Here is a 21,039-nt window from a genome sequence, read left to right as displayed (position 1 = left end):
TCTTAAACTTCGTTATTAGAAACCTACTTGCAAGCCAATAACACAAGTTACAGGTTCAGGATAATCGCTTATCTCTTTTTCTGGGCTGTAAGACTGATAATCTGTAATCGTAACCAGATTACTTCCCGTTACGTACAATCTCATATTGCTTAATCCTAAAGATTTCAATGTATTTTCAGGGAATTTAAATCCGACAGAAACGTTTTGCAAACGAATGTATGAAGCATCCTGAAGTCCTAAAGTATTGATGTACGGCGGATCGTTTCCATCTCTTGGTCTCGGCCAGTTTCCACCTGGATTTTCTGGTGTCCAGTAATCTTGTTTGATTCCGTTTTTAACCCCTCTTAAAGAACCTCCGCGTACATAATCGTATAAAAACAAATTATCTCTCGTAACACCTTGAACGGTATAGATATCGGCAGAAAAATCAAATTGTTTGTATTCTAAAGCCACTGAGAAAGTCCCAAACCAATCCGGCATTTTGGAAGTGATCACTCTGTCCTGATCCGGATTCGGATTGGCACCGTTTGACGGATCTGCATCCCATAATTTTATATCTCCAGGATATAAAGTTGTTCCTGTAACCAATGGAATATTTTCGCCTTCCTGATAAATTCCAACAGCTTTGTAACGGTAATAGACATCGATTGGCTGTCCGATAAACCAAAGATTTCCAACAGAATTATCTTCTTTTCCGTCGCCGTCTGCATCTTTTCCGTAAATGCTCACAATGCTATTTTTGTTTTTAGTGAAAGTCGCACCCAGATTCAGTCTGAAATCTTTCTTTTTGATCACATCTCCATTCAGCGTCACCTCAATACCTTTATTGTTTACTTTACCAATGTTTGAAAGCTTGGTGGTGTAACCGGTATTCGCGTTAAGCGTCTCGTAAATCAATAAGTCTGAAGTATCGGTATTGTAAACCTCAACGGTTCCGTTTAATCTGTTTTTGAATACGCCAAAATCTGCTGCAAGATTTAACTGTGTTGAAGTTTCCCATCTTAAATCCGGATTTGATAATTGAGATCCTGGAACATATCCTGAAACTTTTACACCGTTAATAATATAATCACGCTGTGTAGCGGTTGCCATACTTTGATATGGATTTTGAGGTTGATTCCCTACTTTACCGTAACTCGCTCTTAATTTCAGATTACTCAAAACAGGAACATGCTCTTTCATAAATTCTTCATTCGAAACATTCCACGCTGCGTTCACCGCTGGAAAGAATCCCCATTTATTATTAGCTCCAAAAACTGAAGATCCATCGGCTCTACCTGAAACGGTAAAATAATATTTACTGTCAAAATCGTATTCTAATTTTCCTGCGAAAGAAATTAGCGATCTTTCGTTTCCGCCAATTAAAGGCGTATTTAAGAAAGCACTTTCTAAACCATAAATTCCTAAAATATCACTCGGAATTCGACTTGCTGAGTTTCTAAAATCATTATATTCTGATGAGGTTAATTCGTAAACTCCCGTCGCATTGAAATGATTTTTTTCGGCTAAATTGAAGTTGTAATGCAAAATATTACTCAACTGATATTCTACATTATCTTTATACTCGATGTAACCGCTTCCTTGTCCTGAATTGGCAATTCCTGAAAGAGATTTTGAACTGTTAAAAGACATTGCTTTATAATTCCACGATCTGCGGCTGGCATTTAATTTATACGTAAAACCTTTTGCCAGATTAATATCCAAAAACACATTCATGATATCATTTCGGTTCAGCTCATTGGTTCTGGTTTCGTAAACATCAATCAGCGGATTTGGTGTTTCTTGAATTCCGCCCGGCAGATAACGGAACGAACCATCATCATTATAAATTTGTCCCAGCGGAGAAGTATTAATCGCATTATTTAAAATATTACCAATATTTGGTCTGTTGGTTTCTGAGAATTGAAGCGAAACATTCATTCCCACTTTCAGCCAATCAGTAACTCTTTGATCGACATTAACTCTCATCGCCACTTTTTCATAATCCGAATTCGGAACTACACCTGAAGTATTAATGTAGTTGATACTCGAAAAAACACTCATTTTATCTGTTCCAGACGAAATGCTGATGCTGTGGTTATTGGTTACGCCCGTTCTTAAAACTTCTTTTTCCCAATCAATATATTTTCCAGATTGAACAGATTCTAATTCCAACGGAGTAAAAACCTGCTCGTCTGGTCTGTAAACGCCACCGTTGCTAGTTCTGTATGCTTCTCTTTTTAGTTGTGCAAATTCTTCTCCACTGTACACGTCAAAGTTTCTATTAATAGTCTGTACTCCTGAGAAACCATTATAAGACACTTTTGCTTTTCCTGTTTTTCCTCTTTTAGTCGTAATCAAAATAACACCGTTTGCAGCTCGTGCTCCATAAATAGATTGTGCTGCAGCATCTTTTAAGATTTCAAGCGAAGCAATATCGTTGGCATTGATATCATTGATGTTTCCGATAACAATTCCGTCTGCAATTACGATTGGCTCGTTGCTACCGTTAATCGATTTTTTTCCTCTAATCTGAATGGAAGAAGAACTTCCCGGTCCTCCGTCAGCTAAACTTACCTGAACTCCGGCCGCTTTTCCTCGAAGCATTTCTCCCACATCTGAAGTTGCTACTTTAGTAAGATCGCCCGGTTTTACAGAAGCCACCGAACTGATAACATCACTTTTCTTTTTGGTTCCGTAACCTACCACGATAATTTCGTCCAAAGCCTGAGAACTGGCTTTCATAGTTACTTTTAAGGTTTTCTTGTTTTCTGTATCAACAGCAATTTCGTCCATTCCGATAAAAGAAAAAACGAGTGTGCTTTTTGGCGCTGTACTAATGGTAAAGTTACCGTCGAAATCGGTTTGAGTTCCTTTTGTAGATCCTTTGACATGTACATTTACTCCTGGTAATGGGAGACCTGCATTGTCGACTACTTTTCCTGAAATTGGAGTTTCCTGTGCCTGCAAGTTTAAACTTGTAATACACATCAAAAACAATAAAACTAGTTTGAGATAGTTTCCTTCAAGAAAAAACATCTTTGCATGTTTGTTTTTTTTCATAAGTAATTTATTGGTTAGTTAGATAGAAATCAGTCATGATTTATGTTGCAAATGTGACTAATAAATGATGTTTTAAGGGGAGGAAAATATTCCCTTTTAGGGGTGCGAATATGTTTTTTATGGGTTTTTAAGTCTTATTATGTGGTATTCGTAATAAAAAACTTAAAAATTTTACAGCCCGTAAAAAAAGCAACTTTATTTGGTAATAATGCAAAATCTTAATTATCCAATAACTATGGGAATACAGGATTAAGATATTTTAATTTTTCTCCCGCAGATTTGGCAGATCATGCAGATTTAATTTTTAGCTTTATTTACAAAAAATCTGCGGAGATCTTTACTCAAGCAGAAAATCCCCCAAATCTGCCAAATCTGCGAGAGAAAAATTATTGACAAAAATTAAAAATAAAAATCCGTGCTAACCTGTATAATCTGTGGCTAAAATTTAACCGCAAAGTCCGCAAGGAAAAAAGCGCAAAGTCCGCAAAGCTTATTGGCCACAGATTAAAAGAATTAAAAAGATTTATTATCAATCAGCATGAAATATGTTTTTTTTTCCCGCAGATTTGGCAGATCATGCAGATTTAGTTTTTAGCTTTATTTATAGAAAATCTGCGGAGATCTTTACTCAAGCAGAAAATCCCCCAAATCTGCCAAATCTGCGAGATAAAAATTATTGACAAAAATTAAAAAGAAAAATCTGTGCTAATCTGCATAATCTGTGGCTAAAATTTAACCGCAAAGCACATAAAGAAAAAAGCGCAAAGTCCGCAAAGCTTAAAATAAACTTTGCGGACTTTGCGTAAATCTTAGCGCCCTTTGCGGTTAAATACGTCCCTGAGAACTTTTATATTCAGTCGGAGAAAGATTGTAGCACTTTTTAAATTCTTTACTAAAATGTTTTCTGTCATTAAAACCTACCATATACGTAACCTCGGCAACCGAATAACTGGTATTAGCCAATAAACTGGCAGCTTTCTTCAATCTCATATTTTTTATAAAACCTGCTACCGATTGATCAGTTAAAGACTGCACTTTTTTATACAGCACCGTTCGGCTCATTCCGATTTCGTTTACCAGATCGTTTACGTCAAAATCGGTATTATCGAGATTGTTTTCTATAATCTGAGTCAGTTTCTTTAAAAACAAACCTTCGGGAGTATTTAGATTTTCTTCCTGAACATCTGTAATAAAGCCTTCGCCAAATTTCTGGCGCATAATTTCTTTAGCCGATAATAGATTCGCAATTGTCAATTTTAATTCTTCAATGCTAAAAGGTTTCGAAATATACGCATCGGCTCCGGTTGAAAGTCCTTCGATTTTGTTTAAAGTCGAAGATTTTGCCGTAAGCATAATTACCGGAATATGATTGGTGTTTAGGTTTGTTTTTAGAATCGTACACAGTTCAAAACCATCCATTTCGGGCATCATGACATCGGTTACAATGAGGTCCGGAATTTCTTTTTCCATAAATTCCAACGCACTTGATCCGCTTGTAAATTTCAGCACTCTGTAATCTGTATACAAAACATCATAAACAAACGAAAGCACTTCTTCATTGTCATCAATAACTAAAACTGTTTTTTTACTGCTATCCAATTCTTCCGTAAAATCTCTTTCAAAAACTTCAATTTCAGTTTTCACATCAGAAATCGGATTGGCATTTTCTTCTATTTTAACCGAACTTTCAACAATTTGCGATTTTTTAAAATGCTCTTTTCCTTTTTTCAGTTTAATAGTAAAAATGGTATTGAAATTCGGATCTTCTTCTGTCTGAACCTTTATTTCTCCGTGATGCAGTTCGACAATACTTTTACTTAAAGCCAGACCAATTCCGCTTCCCAAATTGGCACTTCCGCGATCATCTAATTGAAAAAAGTTTTTGAAAATCTTCTTTTTACGATTATCAGGAATTCCAATTCCGTTGTCTTTTACTTTTATTTCGATAAAATCTGAATTGTCTTTTTGTTCAACTGCCAAAGTAATTTTTCCACCTTTACTTGTAAATTTAAACGCATTCGAAAGCAAATTATAAATTACTTTTTCCATTTGGTTCTTATCAAAATAAATCAACGCTGTATTGATGTTGAGAACGAATTTATAATCGATTTTTTTCTCAACGGCAATACCCCGAAACGATTCGTAAATATCAAAACAAAACGAAACAATATCCTGCTGTTCGCAATAGATTTTCATGCTTCCTTTTTCGGCTTTTCTAAAATCCATTAATTCGTTGACCAGTTTCAATAATCGATCCGAATTGTTTTTAATGGTTTTGAGTTTATGCTCCATATTCGAACCCTTTTCTGCACCGCTTAAAAGTTCTTCAACAGGTCCGCTTATTAAAGTTAAAGGCGTTCTGATTTCATGCGAAACATTCGTAAAGAAATCCAGTTTCATTTTATACAATTCTTCTTGTCTTTCCTTTTCGACTTGATCTAAATAATAAGCTTGTTTTAACAATTCTCGATTTCTTAAAAAACGAAATAATAAAACAGAACCTGCAATTAATAATCCCAAATAGAAAATGTAAGCCCACCAAGTTCTCCACCACGGCGGCAGCATCGTAATTTTTAAAGTTTTAATGTTTGGATTCCATTCTCCTCCTCCATTTGAGGTTTTAATTTGCAGCGTATAAGTTCCCGAATTTAAATTGGTCAAATTGATGTAATGCTGCGAACCAATAATATGCCATTCGTCTTTATTGAACGAACTTTCCAATTTATAGGCATATTCATTTTTTTCTGGAGAAATAAAATTCATAGCACTAAATTCCAATCCGATATAACCTTGATCGTGTTTCAACGTGATTTCGGAAGTTTCACTAATGCGTTTTTCCATCGAAACCTCTTTATTTCCGGGTCTGATTTCTTCGTTGTTTACAATAAGTTTGGTGAGAACGATTGGCAATTTGTTTTCGGTCTTAATTAATTTATGTGGTTTAAAAACAATTAATCCGTTTGAAGAGCCAAAAACCAATTGTTTCGCATTGAGTTTTGTACTGCAATTATTAGAGAACTGTTTTACTTTCAAACCATCTTTAGAAGAAAAAGAAGTGATTTCGAAATCTCTGATATTCAAAACTGGTTTTACATTTTTGGTTCTAATTTTATACAACAGATTGTTGTCGCTGATCCAGATATTTCCTTCTGAATCTTCCGAAATACTTTTGATAGTTTCGTCTGTAAACCCCATCGAACGGTTGATTTCGAAAAATCGCCCTTTCTTTTCGTCAAAAATAGTAACGCCTCCGCTTTCTGCGCCAACCCAGAATCTGCCTTTAGAATCGGTAAACATTACAGTGAGACTATTATTCGAAAGTCCGCTTTTTGAACCTGTTTTGAAAACTCTTGTAATCTGTTTTAATTTTTTATCGAAATAATTCAAACCGTACTGCGTAGCAATCCAAAGTCCATCTTTTCTGTTTTCGATAAAAGTGATGAAGTTATCGCTAAGCGAATTTGAGCTTCCATCGGCCATGTAAATTTCGACTGTTCCGTCGGGCATAACTTTTTTCAGTCCGTTTCCGTTTGTTCCCACCCATAAATCGCCGTTATCCATTAATAACGAAGTAATTGGGCGCTCTCTCTCTTTGGAATCCTTTCGCGAAAGCGAGATAAACTGAAAAGATTTACTGCTTTTATTGAATTTGAAAAGTCCGTTGAAAGTTCCGCAATACAAATTTTGCGCGTCCTGATTCACCAAAGCCGTAATCATATTGACACTTTTGTCAAAATCATAACCTTCAATCTGATAGGAAGCATTTGTATTGTTTTTAAAATCAAGATAATTCAGACCTCCACCGTTCGTTCCCACCCAAACCGAACCGTCATTTTCTCTGGCAACAGCATTTACAAAAGCGGTATTTAAACCAAAATTGGGTTTTACCACTTCTCGTATATTGGTAAAATTGGTATTGGTTTTCTGAAAAAAGTTGACTCCGCCTCCATTTGTCCCAATCCAAATATCGTTATGACGGTCTTTTAAAAAACACTTTACGTCATCGTCTGAAAGACTGTAACTCTGCAGAGGATTGTGACCGTATTTGGTAAATTCGTTTCGGTCTTTTTTATAAACACACAAACCGTTTTTGGTCGCAAACCAAATCGTATTGTTGTCAACTGCCGTGATATCATTTACCCAATTGGAACATAAACTGGTTTTCCCAGGCGAATTAACCAAGTAATTTTTTACGGTATTTTTATCTATATCAAATTTAAAAACGCCGTTGGCTTCGGTAGCAAACCATAAATCGCCGTTTTTTTCTTTTATGATTTTCCAGACTTTCGATTTTAGTAAATCTTGGTTTTCAGCCAAAGCAATTGGAAGCGCTTTTTTCGAACCATTTTTAGGATCAAAACATTCCAAACCTTTTGCAGTTCCAACCAAAACACCATAATTTTTATCATAAAACAAAGACAAAACCCTGCTTTTTCTAAATGGCGAATTATGATCGTTTGAGATTTCTTCAAGTAAATATTTTTGTTTGTTTAATTTTTTGATTCCGCCAAAAGTTCCAATCCAGATTCGGTTTTCGTCGTCCTGAATTATGGATGAAATATAATTTCTTCCGCCTTTTATTTTCTGAACATCGACACGCAGAAAACTTCTTTCGTTTTTGTTAAATAGATTCAGTCCGTTGTTGGTTCCAATCCAAAGCTGTCTTTCATTGTCTTCCAAAATCACATTGACGTGATTGTTGCTAATACTGTTGAGAATGTCTTTGTTGTAAACGTATCTTAGAAAATCATAACCATCATAACTGATCAATCCGTTTGCCGTACCAATCCATATAAATCCTTTTTGGGTTTGATGGATACTGGAAATCATACTTTGCGAAAAACTCACATCGTAATCGATATGGTCAAAATACAAATCGGATCGCTGCGCCTTTGCCTCGAAAGAAATGGAAAGAAATACAATTAAACTTAAAAAGTAGATTCTGAGATGCTGCATAAACGAAATTTAATAAAATCCGAAAGATTTACCGTCAATAAACCTATGAAAAAAAATCAAGGGAATTGACTGCAAAATAATGTTTATGCGAAAATTAAGGGTGGGAGTTTTTTCTTTTTAAGGGGTGTAAATGTACTTTATTGGTTGATTTTATTGAGAATTTTCAAAATCCGGAGGATTTACATATTTATAGAAACTAAGAAATACAAAACACGATGCGACCCCGAAGGGGTCGTACCAACAATGGTGAAATTATATGCTATAAATATTTGAACCTTTCAGGTTCATATTATACCGACAAAAACAATTGAATTTAAATATCAAATCAGCTAAATCTACCGAATCATACTGTTTTTGCTTCTTCTTCAATCAATCCCAAAATTTTACCATAAGTAATCGCAGCTTTATGAACCTGAACGCTCCAGTCTTCTGCGGCATTATCGTCGGCTCCATCAGAAATATATTTTAAGCATAAAAATGGAATATTCTCTTTCATGGCAATCATGGCCAAAGCATAGGCTTCCATATCAACAACATTATACGCATCAGAACAATGTCCCATTTCGAAATTGTCACCGGTTCCGCAGATTCCTTCTGTTAAGTTATCCATCAATAAACCATATTCTAAAACGGGCGGTAAACCAGAAAGTGGGGTTTCATATAATTCAAAACCTAAGCCACGAACGTCCATATCTCTTTGTACAAATTTGGTGCAGCAGATTACGTCGCCTTTTTGAAAACAGCTGCTTCCCGCCGATCCTAGATTGATAATAACGGCAGGTTTTTTCTTTTGAATCTGTTTTGTCAATTCGTAAGCGGCATTTACTTTTCCGATTCCGGTAAATAAAACGTTTTGTCCTTTAAAAACTTCTGCTGCTTCAGATGGAAGTGCAAAGCAGAATACTATATCTTCAACAGCAAATGATGCTGTTTGGTTAATCTGTATCATGAATAATTTAATTTTCGGTTTACAAAAATACGTTTAAAATTTTATGAGGCTGAAGCAATTATATAAAATCCAAAAAAGACGTTAAAGTCTGTTCTGGATGCGGGATTTTATTTTAGAAAAAATACTTTTGTTAGAATCAGTATAAAAATAATTTCAATCTTTAAATAATAGAAAGAGAGACTGAATGGATAATGAAAAATTTATTTTCTGCCTTGAAGGCGTCAAAGATATAGACGATCACACACCAACTCATGTGGTAAAATGTCTGGAAGAATTGGCAATTGACCAAGGTATTTCTAGTATTCATAAAACCTGCGACACAATCGAGGGGCTTGAAGAAAGTTTGAATATTCTTCTTTATGAAGATCATAATTTTAAGGATTATGAAATCATTTATCTTGCCATGCCCGGACAACAAAACAATATCTGTCTTCACGATTATTATTACAGCATTGAAGAAATTGCCGAATTGTTTGAAGGAAAAATGAAAGGCAAAATTATTCATTTTGCCAATCTGAAAGTCTTAGATTTAAACGAAGAAGAAGCACAGTATTTCTTAGATATTACTGGAGCACGGGCAATTTCTGGCTATGGTTCGACTTACAATAAAATTGCCAGCTGCAGTACTATTGACAAGGCTTTTTTTAGTTTATATCAGGAAAATGACAATCTGATTGAGGTTGTTGAAGATCTTTATGCCAAACATTACAATTTGTGCAAACTGCTTGATTTTAGATTATATTATTAAAAATGGAAAAGAAGCAGGCAGAGAAAATAAAGACCTATAGTCCAAAGGGATTTCGAGAGAAGTTTTTAGGAGAAGACAATCCTATCCATTTGCTTTTCAAATCGAATTCTGATCATTTTTTCTGTCTGGAAATCGAAGAAATCATGCACATGCAGCATCCAGTGCCGCCTTCTAAACATTCCTGTCATACGGTTATTTTTATTTCTTCGGGCCAGCATACTATGAAGTTGGGTTATCAGGAATATATAACGACTGATAACGAAATGATAATTGTTCCGGCTGGTCAGATTTTTTCGTTAGATAATGTCAATAATATTCATAAAGGCTACATCTGCCAGTTTCATCCCGATATTTTAATTCGAAAATACGGCAGCCGCGAACTGCTAAATGATTTTGATTTTTTAAAAATTTCAGGAAATCCTAAAATCAAACTTGCAGAAGAAGATATTGCTCCAATTACCAATATTTTAGAACGATTGAAAAAGGAATATTCTGAAACTACTGTTACCGATTTCAATATTGTGCAATCGTATCTGATTACTTTGTTTTATGAAATGAATAAAAATGCGGTAAAAACTTCTAAAAGCATTTCGGCAGCGGAAGCCATTACAGCAAAATTCAAAGAATTGATTCATGACCATATCAAAACCCAGCATCAGGTTAATTATTATTCTTCTTTACTAAATGTCACTCCAAACCATTTGAATAAATGTATTAAAACAGTAACAGGTAAATCTGCTGTCAAATGGATTGACGAAAACATATTATTGGAAGCAAAATATTTATTGTTCCAAACGACTCTTTCTGTAGGTGAAATCGCAACGCAAGTCGGGTTTGAAGATCAATCTTACTTTAGTCGATTTTTTAAAAAAGCAGAAGGAATCTCTCCTATCCGATATCGAAAAATGATTGATAAGTCCTAATTATTGATTATAGAATCCTAACAAATATGTCTTTGTTTTTCAGAAATTTGCTTCCTCAAAAATGCAAACTATGATTTATGTTTTTAAAACTTCCGTTGATAATCAGAGCAAATTCGAATCGGCTTCTGCATTGCTAAATCAATTATTACCAGAGTCTCAGTGGAATTTCGACCTTGAAGACTGTGATAATATTTTAAGAGTTGACAGCGAATTGAATGTCGCAGACCTGCTTCAAAACAATACGGTTTTTGAATGCATCGAATTGGAATAAAATACACACGCCTTCTTATCATTATATGGAATCAAAATTATACCAAAACCGAACTTTCGAAACCATCGATTATTCGGAACAAAGTCTAGCCAATACCGAATTTGCAAACTGCGAGTTCCTTAACTGCAATTTTTCTAAAAGCGATTTAAGCCATAACGACTTTCTAGATTGCACTTTCAAAAACTGCAATATTTCTTTAGCGACTTTACGAAATACTGGTTTGAAAAACATCAAATTTATTGGCTGTAAATTAATGGGATTGGACTTTAGCGCCTGCAACAGTTTCTTATTCTCTATGAATTTTGAAGATTGCATTTTGGAGTATTCCACATTCATTTATAAAAAACTAAAGAAAACCAATTTTATAGATTGCTCTCTAAAAGAAACCGATTTCTCGAATACTGATTTATCTTTAGCGGTTTTTAAAAATTGTGATCTTTCTGGTGCCACTTTCGCAGATAGCATTCTAGAAAAAACCGATTTTAGAACCTCCAGAAATTATGCTTTTGATCCGTCAGAAAACAAAATTAAAGGCACAAAGGTTTCGCATGCCGCGCTTGCAGGTTTACTTCAAAAATTTGATTTTTCTATCGAATAATTATTAGTTTAATTTCAAGGAAATAAACGAAAAATAAAAAAGCGGGATCACAAAATAAATTGTGTCCCGCTTTTTCTATTTAATCAACCACGATTTTTTATTATTTGATCCAACGAGGGTCTCCTACTTTTCTATCAATTAATGTTTGATTTTTAACTGTGAAATCACCGTTAGGGGCATTAGGAAATTGAGGGTCTAGTACAGTTGCAGAAGCATCTGGTCTATTATTACTTCCTGTTGCCTGCAGATTAGGCGAATTGAAATTATTGTTATTTGAGAACCCAGGAGCAGCGGTTGCAGCATTATTTGTATAAGATGCTGATCCAACTGTTAATATTGTATTACGCACTATTGAAGCATTTGCAGCAAAACGCACATACAAGATTCTACTTGCTGCAGGAAGTGTAGGCGCATAAATTGTACATGCATCAATTAAGATATTGCTAGTTAAACCTGTTCCTGTTAAAGTTGCAGCAGCATCTAAACGTATGAAATCACGAGAAGAACAGTTATCAAATGTACTTTTTGTTAAAGAAACGTTTGCTACATAAGCTGTTCTGAAATCGATAAAATCAGCTGATCCTGCAGTATTTACATTTTCAATAATACTATTATCAACAGAGAACGATTTTAGTCTTGCTAATGCATTTCCATACATTAATTGTGATGGGAAATCATGAACATAAGAACCGCTAATTAAAACGTCACCTAAATTTGTTGCAGCTGGCGAACTAATTGCGATTGCACCTCCAGTTGTGCCAGCTCCACTTAAATCAATATCGATTAAAGAGAAATTAACCACTTCACTTGAATTAGCAGGATTATTAGCTAACGTGAAATTAAATTTAAGTTTTGGTTTATCACCTGGTCTAAGACCTCTTAGAGTCAATGTTTTATTTACTGCTATTGTTCCAGTTTGAGCTGTGTAATCACCTGGCATAAAAACTAATATAGAACCAGAAGGCGCATCAGCAATTTTTTGAAGCACATCATCTCCTACCTTAACTAATATTCCTGTTCCAATATCAATTCCAGTTGTGAATGTTGCATCACCTCTTTTCTTAGTACCGTTGTATAAAATTGCCGTATAAGCAGTTTCAGGAGTTAAGCCTGTAAGAGTAGCTACACCGGCAGTCTTTTCAGCTGCTGTAATAGTATGAGTAATATTTCCAGGCATAGCTGTAATTTGTGTTACCGCGCTATTTGGAGTCCATCTTAATGTAACTTGAGTTGCTTGAATATCTGAATCTTGAACTGGGAACATTATTTGTTCCGATAATGTTGTAGCGGTTATAACTGACCATTTAGAATCTTCTAAACCTGAAGTGACAGATTTTACTCTAATAGAATAAACCGTTTCTCCTTCTAGAGGCACTAGTATAGGAAGTTCACTTGGCGCTACATTAATAGCTTTGTAAATTGTGCTGAAGCTTGGGTCATCGGCACTAAATTCTACTACGTAATGATCTGCTTTTTCATCTGCTTTAGTCGTCCAATTTAATTCAACTGCAGTTTTATTTCTAATTGTAGCTTTAAGTCCAATAGGCGAGAATTCCCTTGAATTCCCTATACCGTCTAATAGCGCTTCATTATAACTTTCGCAGCTTGAAACAGCAATTGAAAGAAGTAATATGGCTATTAATCCTTTAAATATATTTATTGTTTTCATCATAATAACTTATAAGTTTTTTGAAAGATTTTAATAACCGAAATCATTTTTTAGTTGACCATTACTTGCATCAAGAAACACTTGCCATATTGGCCAATATTGTCTGTTATCAGGATTAACTCCTACTTTATACAATGAAGCTATTTTAGCATCAGCAGTTGTTCCTGTCCATGTCCACGGAGTAGATGAATATAATACACCTGGATTAGCAGTTTCTCCACGGTTAAGCCCATAGATATCTAAACTTACATTATCCGATTGGTATTTGTAGTATAAAGTTGCTGGAACGTCAGCATATTGTCCAGTACGAGTAGATAATTCTGCCATTTTTTGTTTCGCTTTGTCTAAGTTAACTTTAAGCAAATTCCAACGAATAAGAGCCTGCTTACGCTCCATTTCGCCTGTGAATTCATACTTATTTTCTTCAACAAGAGCATTAAGCATTGCTTCTTTACTAGTTAAAGCATTTACGTAATTTTCAACTTTCACTGCTTGGTCTGCTGAAGAAAATGATCTTCTGCGAACTTCTTTTAAGTATGGCATTGCTGCACCTGGGCCTTCTAATTCGTTTGCTGTTTCAGCAGCAATTAAAAGTACTTCAGCATAACGCATATACATTTTATTAACTCCATCATCATTTGTAGAAGTTACATAACGCTTCATCCATTCGTAACGGTATTTACCAAAATACCAAGTATCTAAAGTCCCTAGCTCTTGCTTAGCAATACCATTTGTCGCTGTGCCATATTTATAAGGTACACAAGTAACATTTCTACGTGCATCTGCTTGATCATAATCGTAAAAAACAAAAGGTAATGGTCCTGCTACACCACCACGGTTAGCTCCATTTGCTTGAAACTGATCCGCCGCTGCGGTATGTTTTACTGCAAAAGTGAATAACATTCTTCCACGTCCATCAGAAAAAGGAAGCTCCCAAAGAGACTCTCCTCCTGCCGCAGTATTCTCCTCATTGTATTTTCTCCATAATCCTTCAAAAGTAGATTCTAAGCGCGCAGTGCCACTTTGAATCACTTCGCGAGATTCTTTTAATGCTAATGCATACATGTTTGCTACTGAAAGTTCTGGATCAGTACTTCTTCTTACTCCGTCAGGATATTGCTGATAACCACTTGCCGCTAAAGCCAAACGTGCTCTAAATCCTTTTACAAAAGCTTTATTTACATGTTCTACTGTACTCGTGTAAGAAGTTTGGTTAGGCCAAGCAACCAATGTAGAAGCTTCTCCTAAATCTGCGATTAATTGTTTATAAATAATATCTCTGTCTGCTTTAGGCAAATATAAAGTAGCAGTAGTAATAGGCTCAAAACGAGCTGGAACATCTCCCCATGATTTAAGCAAATCGGCATAGTAAATAGCTCTTAATGTTAAAGCCTCTCCTAATAGCTGTCCCATTTCTGATCCTGGTACAGGATTTCCATATTGACGCATACCTGTAATGCAAACATTAGCACGTTCAATACCTGAATACATCATCGCATAAGCGTTATTGGTTGTATTCATTTCGGTATTAGTTGGCTTAGCATCATAAACGCATAAATCTGCTTTATCACCAGCTGTTTGCGAAGTATTGTACCATTCTGTATCTGTATTTAATCCGTAATATGGTAAAAATCTTCCTCTATAAGAGTTAGTCTCTGCAAATGGTACTTTTATTCCATCAACAGCTCCTTTGGCAAGTGCCACTTCAGAAAAGATCAACGCTGGATCTAATGTTGATTTTGCATCTGTATCTAAATAATCGTCTTCAAATTGCTGGCAAGAACTAAATAGACTACAAATTATCAATCCCGCTATTATTATTTTATGTTTCATTTTGTTGTCTTTTAAATTAGAAATTAAGATTCATACCAAAAATCATTTGTCTGCTTCTTGGATAAGGGCTTGAATCAACACCTGGTGTAAGTGGATTTTTCCTTTTTGTTGAAACTTCTGGATCAGAACCACTGAAGTTAGTCCAAACAAAAACATTGCTAGCCGTTAAATAAAATCTCAACTTTGAAATTCCAAGTTTTGATGTAAACATTTGAGGTGTTGTATACCCTAATGTTAAAGTATTTAATCTTAAGAAAGAGGCGTCTTCAACAGCCCAATCAGTAAAAATAGCGCTTCTCATATATGGAGACCACATCGTTGTATTAGTATTAAGAGCTGCTAAAGCTTCAGGGTTATCTATTACTAATTGTCCCGTTGCTGGATCTAAGTTTGTCCATCTCTTACCGTCTGCCATCGTCGAGTTTAAGTTCTTGTATCTTCCCGAAGCTGTAGCTGTAGAAAATTCAATTTTATCAGCATTATATACTTCATTACCAATACTCCAGTTGAAAGCCGCCATTAAATCAAATCCGTAAGCATTACCGTTGATTACAAAACCACCCGTGCTTTTAGGGTTAACATTACCAATAACTGTTTTATCTTTTATATCTACTATACCATCTCCATTAACATCTTTCAATTTCATATCTCCAGGCATAAGGCTACTTCCGCTTCCTACTAGAGAAGTAGAGGTATTCACTACACCACTTTTTAGAACATATTTTCCTCCAACATAATCAAAGTCTGAAACTTCATATCTGCCATCATTTCTATAGCCATACATGCTACCTAACGAAGATCCTACTGCTACTAGATAGTCATCTCCGATTTGAGAAGAAGCCCATCCTGTTGCTTGTCCAAAATCGCTCATAACCCCAAGTGAGTTAATACGGTTTTTGTTTACTCCCATGTTGAATGAAAAATTAAGTCCATATTTCTCTTTTTCAATTGCAACAACATTTATAGTAGCTTCAAAACCTGTGTTTTGTGTTTCTCCCATGTTACGGTATTGATAATCATATCCAACTCCAGAAACTGGAAAATTGATTAACAAGTCGCTGGTAACATTTTTATAGACATCAAAATTACCACTTAAGCGATTTTTGAAAAATGCAAAATCCAAACCAAAATTCTGAGTTACTGTCGTTTCCCATTTCAAATCAGGATTAGGCATTGTTTTAGAAGGTGCCCAAACACTAGTAACACCATTAATCCATGTAGTTGCTGTAGATTGGAAAATTTGAACTTGCTGACCAACAGGTATATTATTATTTCCTGCCTCACCATAACTAGCTCTCAACTTTAAAAGGCTTAACCAACTTTTATTTTTTAACCAATTCTCTTCAGAAATTTTCCATCCTGCTGCAAATGCTGGAAAATAGCCCCAACGGTTTTGCTCTTGAAATTTACTAGAACCATCTGCACGAAACGTAGCTGATAAAATGTAACGATTTTTGTAATCATAATTTGCACGTCCAAAGAATGATAATAATCTATCATCTGGACTGTAATAATTATCTACAGATTGTGGAGTTCCTTGTGTTGTTAATGTTTTTGCTTTTTCAAAATCAAAAAAAGTAGGATATCCATGGATTGTATTTGTTAGCGTATTTGTTGTATATGTAATACTTTCTTCTCCAACAAGAGCTGTTAAATGATGATCCTCTCCCATTAATTTTTTGAAATCGTAAGTCAACGTATTAGCATTTCTAAAACGTTTCTCTTTATTATCTGACATAATCATTGCAGGCATATTCTGTAAAGTAGCCAGTGGCGAGTTGGCCACATAATAAGTAGTCAGTCCATAAAAACGGTAATCTTGATTATTAAAATTATCCAAACCTAAATCTACTTTCAATTTCAAATTATCTACAATCTCCCATCCAAAACTTCCTAACATATTAAAGTTTTTACGGAACTGTTGACGCTGATTATCAGAAATAGAAGTAAAAGGATTTATTAGCATATCTGTCCCATCGCCATTAACATCTTCAGAGGTTAATCCTGATACAGGAAGTGGTGCATATCCCACAATAGTACGCATACGTGAATCTGATGAAGATTTCTCATTTTGCTCATTTACACCACCACCATCAACTTCTGTATCTGAATAACGCACTGTAAAACCAACGTCAATCTTATCACTTAATTTGCTATTCAAAGCCAATGAAAGGTTGTTTCTTTTATAATTTGAACCGATCATAATTGCCTTTTCATCATAATGAGCATAATTAAAATTATAATTAATCTTATCTGTTCCTCCTCTAATTCCCAAATCACGGCTTTGCACTTCACCTCTACGTCCAAAAACTTGCTTTTGCCAATTATCACCTTTTAAACCGTTGTACAGATCGTGATCTTCCCAGTTTCCAAAATACTTTGTATAACTATCAGGATTAGAAGCTACTTTAGTTCCACTTTGTGATAGCAAAGCATATTCGTATTGCCATTTAGTATAATCTTCAGGAGACAAAACATCAATTTCATTAGCCATAGTTTTCATCCCATAGAACATATTGAAGTTTACTGCCATTTTTCCATCTTTACCTCTTCTTGTTGTAATAAGGATAACCCCATTTGCACCACGAGATCCGTAGATTGCAGTTGAAGCCGCATCTTTTAAAACCGTCATTGTCTCGATATCAGATGAAGAAATATCATTCATATTATTGATCGGAAAACCGTCTACAATAATTAAAGGCGAAGAATCTTGAGTAAGTGAACCACCTCCACGAACTCTAATTTTGATATCTGCATCTGGAGATCCTTCTGCTGCTGTTACTTGTACACCGGCAATACGACCAGTTAAAGCTTCAGCAACATTGGCTACTGGTACTTTTTTAAGGTCGGTACCTGATATTGTAGAAACCGCTCCAGTCAAATCAGATTTTTTAGCTGTTCCATATCCAATTACAACAACTTCATTTAAGCTATTAGAATCTTCAGACATCGTTGCATTTACTTTTGTTTTTCCGTCAGCCGAAATGTCAATGGTTTTAAATCCTATAAAAGAAAAACTTAAGACCGCTTTCGGGTTGGTAAGCTTTATTTTATAATGTCCGTCAAAATCGGTAGAAGTTCCGTTCTTAGTTCCTTTTTCTAAGACGTTTACCCCAGGAAGAGAAAGTCCCGCAGCATCCTTCACGGTTCCCTCTATCGTTGTGCCCTGTGCGTGTACTTGACTACCGATCAATAAGCACAGTAAGAAAACAAGTTTAAAGCAAAAATTTGCTCCTTTGTTTAATAGTTCTTTAAAGTTCATGGTTGATTGTTTAAGTTATTAATGTTTTTTCTTTTTGGTTTAAGTGGTTTTTTGTGGTTACTTTCAATTCATTTTTTAGTTAATTTTTGAGGTTTTATTTTAACAATACTTTATTTATATCTGTATTAAAGCTTTACGTTTAGTACATTTTCAGCCTTTTTTACTTAATCGATTTCGAAACAAAGAAAAAAAGTTGTAATCGATTACACAAACATAGATATTTTTTCGAAATGAAAAATAAAAATTCCCAAAAATTTCATAAAAAAAATTACAAATTAAAAATTATATCCGATTTTTATGTGACATATATAATTTATACGAATATAAAATATTAAATATATTATTATTAATCGTTCATTTGATTCGATTTTTGCAAAAAAAACAATCGATTACATGAATATTAATTACGAAATTTTTAGGTGTTAATTTTACACTTAAAAAGTTAAAATAGTACTAAAAAAGTTTTTACGAACTGGGAATATCTGCAAAATTTTATAGTGATTTTACCTATAAAAAAGATTTATTTGAGAGGGAAAAAGTAATTTTGACTATAAGTTTCGTTATTTTCAAAACAAAAAAAAGCCCTTAAACAAACGTTAAGGGCTAAAAGAATGTAATTTTTAGAATTAGATAGGCTGTACTCGAACCTGTTTTTGATGTAACCTCATCAGGATGAAAGTAATAATCATTCCGATCACAGACATTACAACTCCTATAAGATTAGGGGAAGAATAACTAAATCCAGCCGCCAAAGGCAATCCGCCAAGAAAAGCACCTAATGCGTTACCAATATTAAAACTTCCTTGAAGAGAGGCCGAAGCAATCATCTCAGCTCCTTTTGCCGTACGAATCATCAGCATTTGAATTGGCGCAATAACAGAAAACGAAATAGCTCCAGTTAAGAAAGTCAGGAATAAAGACATATATTGATTGAACGAGAAGAAATAAACTAAAACCAAATCGGTCGACATAACAAGTAAGAGCGCCAGAGTTGTCGGAGCAGGTGAAAAACGATCTGCTAGTTTTCCTCCAACAAAATTACCGACAACCATTCCTAATCCTGCCAAAATCAGAATTGAAGAAACATCTTCTGGCGAAAATTTAGAAACATTAATTAATAAAGGAGCAATATAACTGATCCAAGCAAACAAACCTCCAAAACCAATAGCAGTGATTCCGATGATTAACCAAGCTTCTGTTTTCTTAAAAAATTGAAGTTGTGTTTTCATATTGACGCTTTCTCCTTTTTCAAGATTTGGCATCCATAAATAAATAGCCAAAAAAGTCAATAAGCCAACAATAGCAATTAACACAAAAGTATAACGCCAAATAAAATGGTGTCCTATATAAGTTCCGATCGGCACACCTATTAAATTAGCAATGGTTAATCCTGCAAACATTATCGAAATTGCCTGCGCTTCTTTTCCTTTATCTGCCAAACGGCTTGCGACTACCGCACCCACTCCGAAGAATGCTCCGTGTGGCAATCCAGATAAAAATCGAGAAGCAAATAATACATTATAATCGGGAGCAATGATGGATAAAGCATTAAAAACGGCCAGCATTAAAGCTAAAATTAAAAGCATTTTTTTAGGCGCATAATTTCTTCCTGCGATTACTAATAAAGGCGCTCCAATAACAACTCCAAGCGCGTAAGCCGAAATTAAATATCCGGCAACCGGAATAGAGACTTTCATATCTGAAGCAATATCTGGGAGTAATCCCATCATTACAAATTCTGTAATTCCAATAGTTAACCCTCCTAAAGAGAGTGCAATAAGACTTTTTTTCATTTTGATTTACTGTAGAAAGGAATAGATTTCTACGATGCAAATTTAACGCCGTTAACCTGAAAATAAATTGTAAATTTGTGATATAAAATTGTACATTTAAGTTATGCCGAAATTAAATCAGTTTAAAACTCTTGTCCTTGATGAATTTGAAGAAGAGAAATTTCATCTTCCTCCGCATACTCATACGTATTACGAAATTATCTATATTAAAAAAGGAAGTGGCATTCATCATTTGAATAACAACTTATTACCCTACAAAGCAGGAGATCTATTTGTAATTTCGCCAGACGATGAACATTATTTTGATATAAAGAAAAGCACACGATTTATATTCATCAAATTCACCGACAATTATTTCAACTCCAAACAGAATCTAACCTGCGATGAGTTTTTGGTGAATACTCCCGAAAGTTTTATGAGAGATAAAATCTTAAAAGAAACGGTTTTGAAATTTGATGAACCTTGCAAAACAATTTTAAGAAACACAGTCGAAAACATCGTAACCTATAATCATTATATTGACGTTACATCTTCGCCAATTGTTTTCTATCAGATTCTTTCCATTTTTGGTTTAATTAAAGAAACGATTCGAGGCATGAACTTGCAGATGAAATCGACACATTTAGATAATGAGCAAATTGCCAATTACATTCATCAGAATATTTATCAGCCAAAATTGATTCAGGTAAAAGTTATTGCAGAACATTTTAATATTGCTCAAACTTATTTTAGTGCTTATTTCAAAAGAACTTTCAGCATTAGTTATCGCGAATATATTCATAACTTAAGAATGGCTTTAATCGAAAAAAGATTTCACAACAATCAATTGCCGATTAAACAAATTGCGTATGAATTTGGTTTTACAGACGAAAGTCACTTGACGAATTATTTCAAGAAACGCAAAAACATGAAACCAACCGATTTTAAGAAACTCTAGTTAGCGAAATCTTAAAAAAAGTTTCTTCGAGTATTTTTTAACTAAATTTGTACTTCTA

Annotated in this window: 12 protein-coding genes; 5 read left to right on the top strand and 7 right to left on the bottom strand. The window is 34.6% G+C overall.

All coding sequences use genetic code 11. The features are described from left to right. Window positions 1-15 precede the first annotated feature (15 nt). The 3 genes from ACWA1F_RS18705 to ACWA1F_RS18695 form a co-directional block, all read right to left on the bottom strand. A complete protein-coding gene (locus tag ACWA1F_RS18705; protein WP_456895857.1) occupies window positions 16-3,042 on the bottom strand; it encodes a SusC/RagA family TonB-linked outer membrane protein in 3,027 nt (1,008 codons plus the stop codon). A gap of 825 nt (window positions 3,043-3,867) precedes the next feature. Beyond that, window positions 3,868-7,998, bottom strand: a complete 4,131-nt coding sequence (locus ACWA1F_RS18700; protein ID WP_456895855.1) for a hybrid sensor histidine kinase/response regulator transcription factor — start codon at window positions 7,996-7,998, stop codon at window positions 3,868-3,870. Between the two features lie 343 nt (window positions 7,999-8,341). Then, on the bottom strand, window positions 8,342-8,947 hold the full coding sequence (locus ACWA1F_RS18695; RefSeq protein ID WP_456895853.1) for a 5'-methylthioadenosine/S-adenosylhomocysteine nucleosidase family protein: 606 nt from the start codon (window positions 8,945-8,947) through the stop codon (window positions 8,342-8,344). Between the two features lie 184 nt (window positions 8,948-9,131). On the opposite strand from ACWA1F_RS18695, the gene ACWA1F_RS18690 reads away from it, so the two are divergent. The 4 genes from ACWA1F_RS18690 (at window position 9,132) to ACWA1F_RS18675 (ending at window position 11,487) form a co-directional block, all read left to right on the top strand. Next, window positions 9,132-9,695 carry a DUF6642 family protein gene (locus ACWA1F_RS18690; protein ID WP_125722622.1) on the top strand — a complete coding sequence of 188 codons (564 nt, stop codon included), beginning with the start codon at window positions 9,132-9,134 and terminating at the stop codon, window positions 9,693-9,695. Between the two features lie 2 nt (window positions 9,696-9,697). Continuing rightward, on the top strand, window positions 9,698-10,618 hold the full coding sequence (locus ACWA1F_RS18685; RefSeq protein WP_456895851.1) for a helix-turn-helix domain-containing protein: 921 nt from the start codon (window positions 9,698-9,700) through the stop codon (window positions 10,616-10,618). A 61-nt stretch (window positions 10,619-10,679) separates the two neighbouring features. Then, window positions 10,680-10,889 carry a hypothetical protein gene (locus ACWA1F_RS18680; RefSeq protein ID WP_456895849.1) on the top strand — a complete coding sequence of 70 codons (210 nt, stop codon included), beginning with the start codon at window positions 10,680-10,682 and terminating at the stop codon, window positions 10,887-10,889. Beyond that, entirely contained in the window at window positions 10,867-11,487 is a 621-nt protein-coding gene (locus ACWA1F_RS18675; protein WP_456895847.1) for a pentapeptide repeat-containing protein, read from the top strand. The genes ACWA1F_RS18680 and ACWA1F_RS18675 overlap by 23 nt, the downstream gene beginning before the upstream one ends. Window positions 11,488-11,587: 100 nt before the next feature. Here ACWA1F_RS18675 and ACWA1F_RS18670 read toward each other — a convergent pair whose 3' ends face one another. The 4 genes from ACWA1F_RS18670 to ACWA1F_RS18655 all read right to left on the bottom strand — a co-directional run bounded on the left by ACWA1F_RS18670 (window position 11,588) and on the right by ACWA1F_RS18655 (window position 20,044). After that, window positions 11,588-13,159, bottom strand: coding sequence for a DUF5123 domain-containing protein (locus ACWA1F_RS18670; RefSeq protein WP_456895845.1), 1,572 nt, complete (start codon window positions 13,157-13,159; stop codon window positions 11,588-11,590). Window positions 13,160-13,186: 27 nt separating this feature from the next. After that, the gene (locus ACWA1F_RS18665; protein WP_456895843.1) at window positions 13,187-14,989 is read right to left on the bottom strand and encodes a RagB/SusD family nutrient uptake outer membrane protein; all 1,803 of its coding nucleotides are present in this window, start codon (window positions 14,987-14,989) and stop codon (window positions 13,187-13,189) included. A 16-nt stretch (window positions 14,990-15,005) separates the two neighbouring features. Further along, window positions 15,006-18,251, bottom strand: a complete 3,246-nt coding sequence (locus ACWA1F_RS18660) for a SusC/RagA family TonB-linked outer membrane protein (RefSeq protein WP_456895841.1) — start codon at window positions 18,249-18,251, stop codon at window positions 15,006-15,008. A gap of 626 nt (window positions 18,252-18,877) precedes the next feature. After that, window positions 18,878-20,044, bottom strand: a complete 1,167-nt coding sequence (locus ACWA1F_RS18655; RefSeq protein ID WP_306159176.1) for an MFS transporter — start codon at window positions 20,042-20,044, stop codon at window positions 18,878-18,880. A gap of 103 nt (window positions 20,045-20,147) precedes the next feature. Between ACWA1F_RS18655 and ACWA1F_RS18650 the strand changes: the two genes are divergently transcribed. After that, entirely contained in the window at window positions 20,148-20,981 is an 834-nt protein-coding gene (locus tag ACWA1F_RS18650; RefSeq protein ID WP_306159178.1) for an AraC family transcriptional regulator, read from the top strand. Window positions 20,982-21,039 lie beyond the last annotated feature (58 nt).

The sequence above is a fragment of the Flavobacterium erigeronis genome (genome assembly GCF_054075165.1).
The sequence above is the reverse complement of the archived record's forward strand: the minus strand, read 5'-3'. Positions and strand labels throughout refer to the sequence as shown.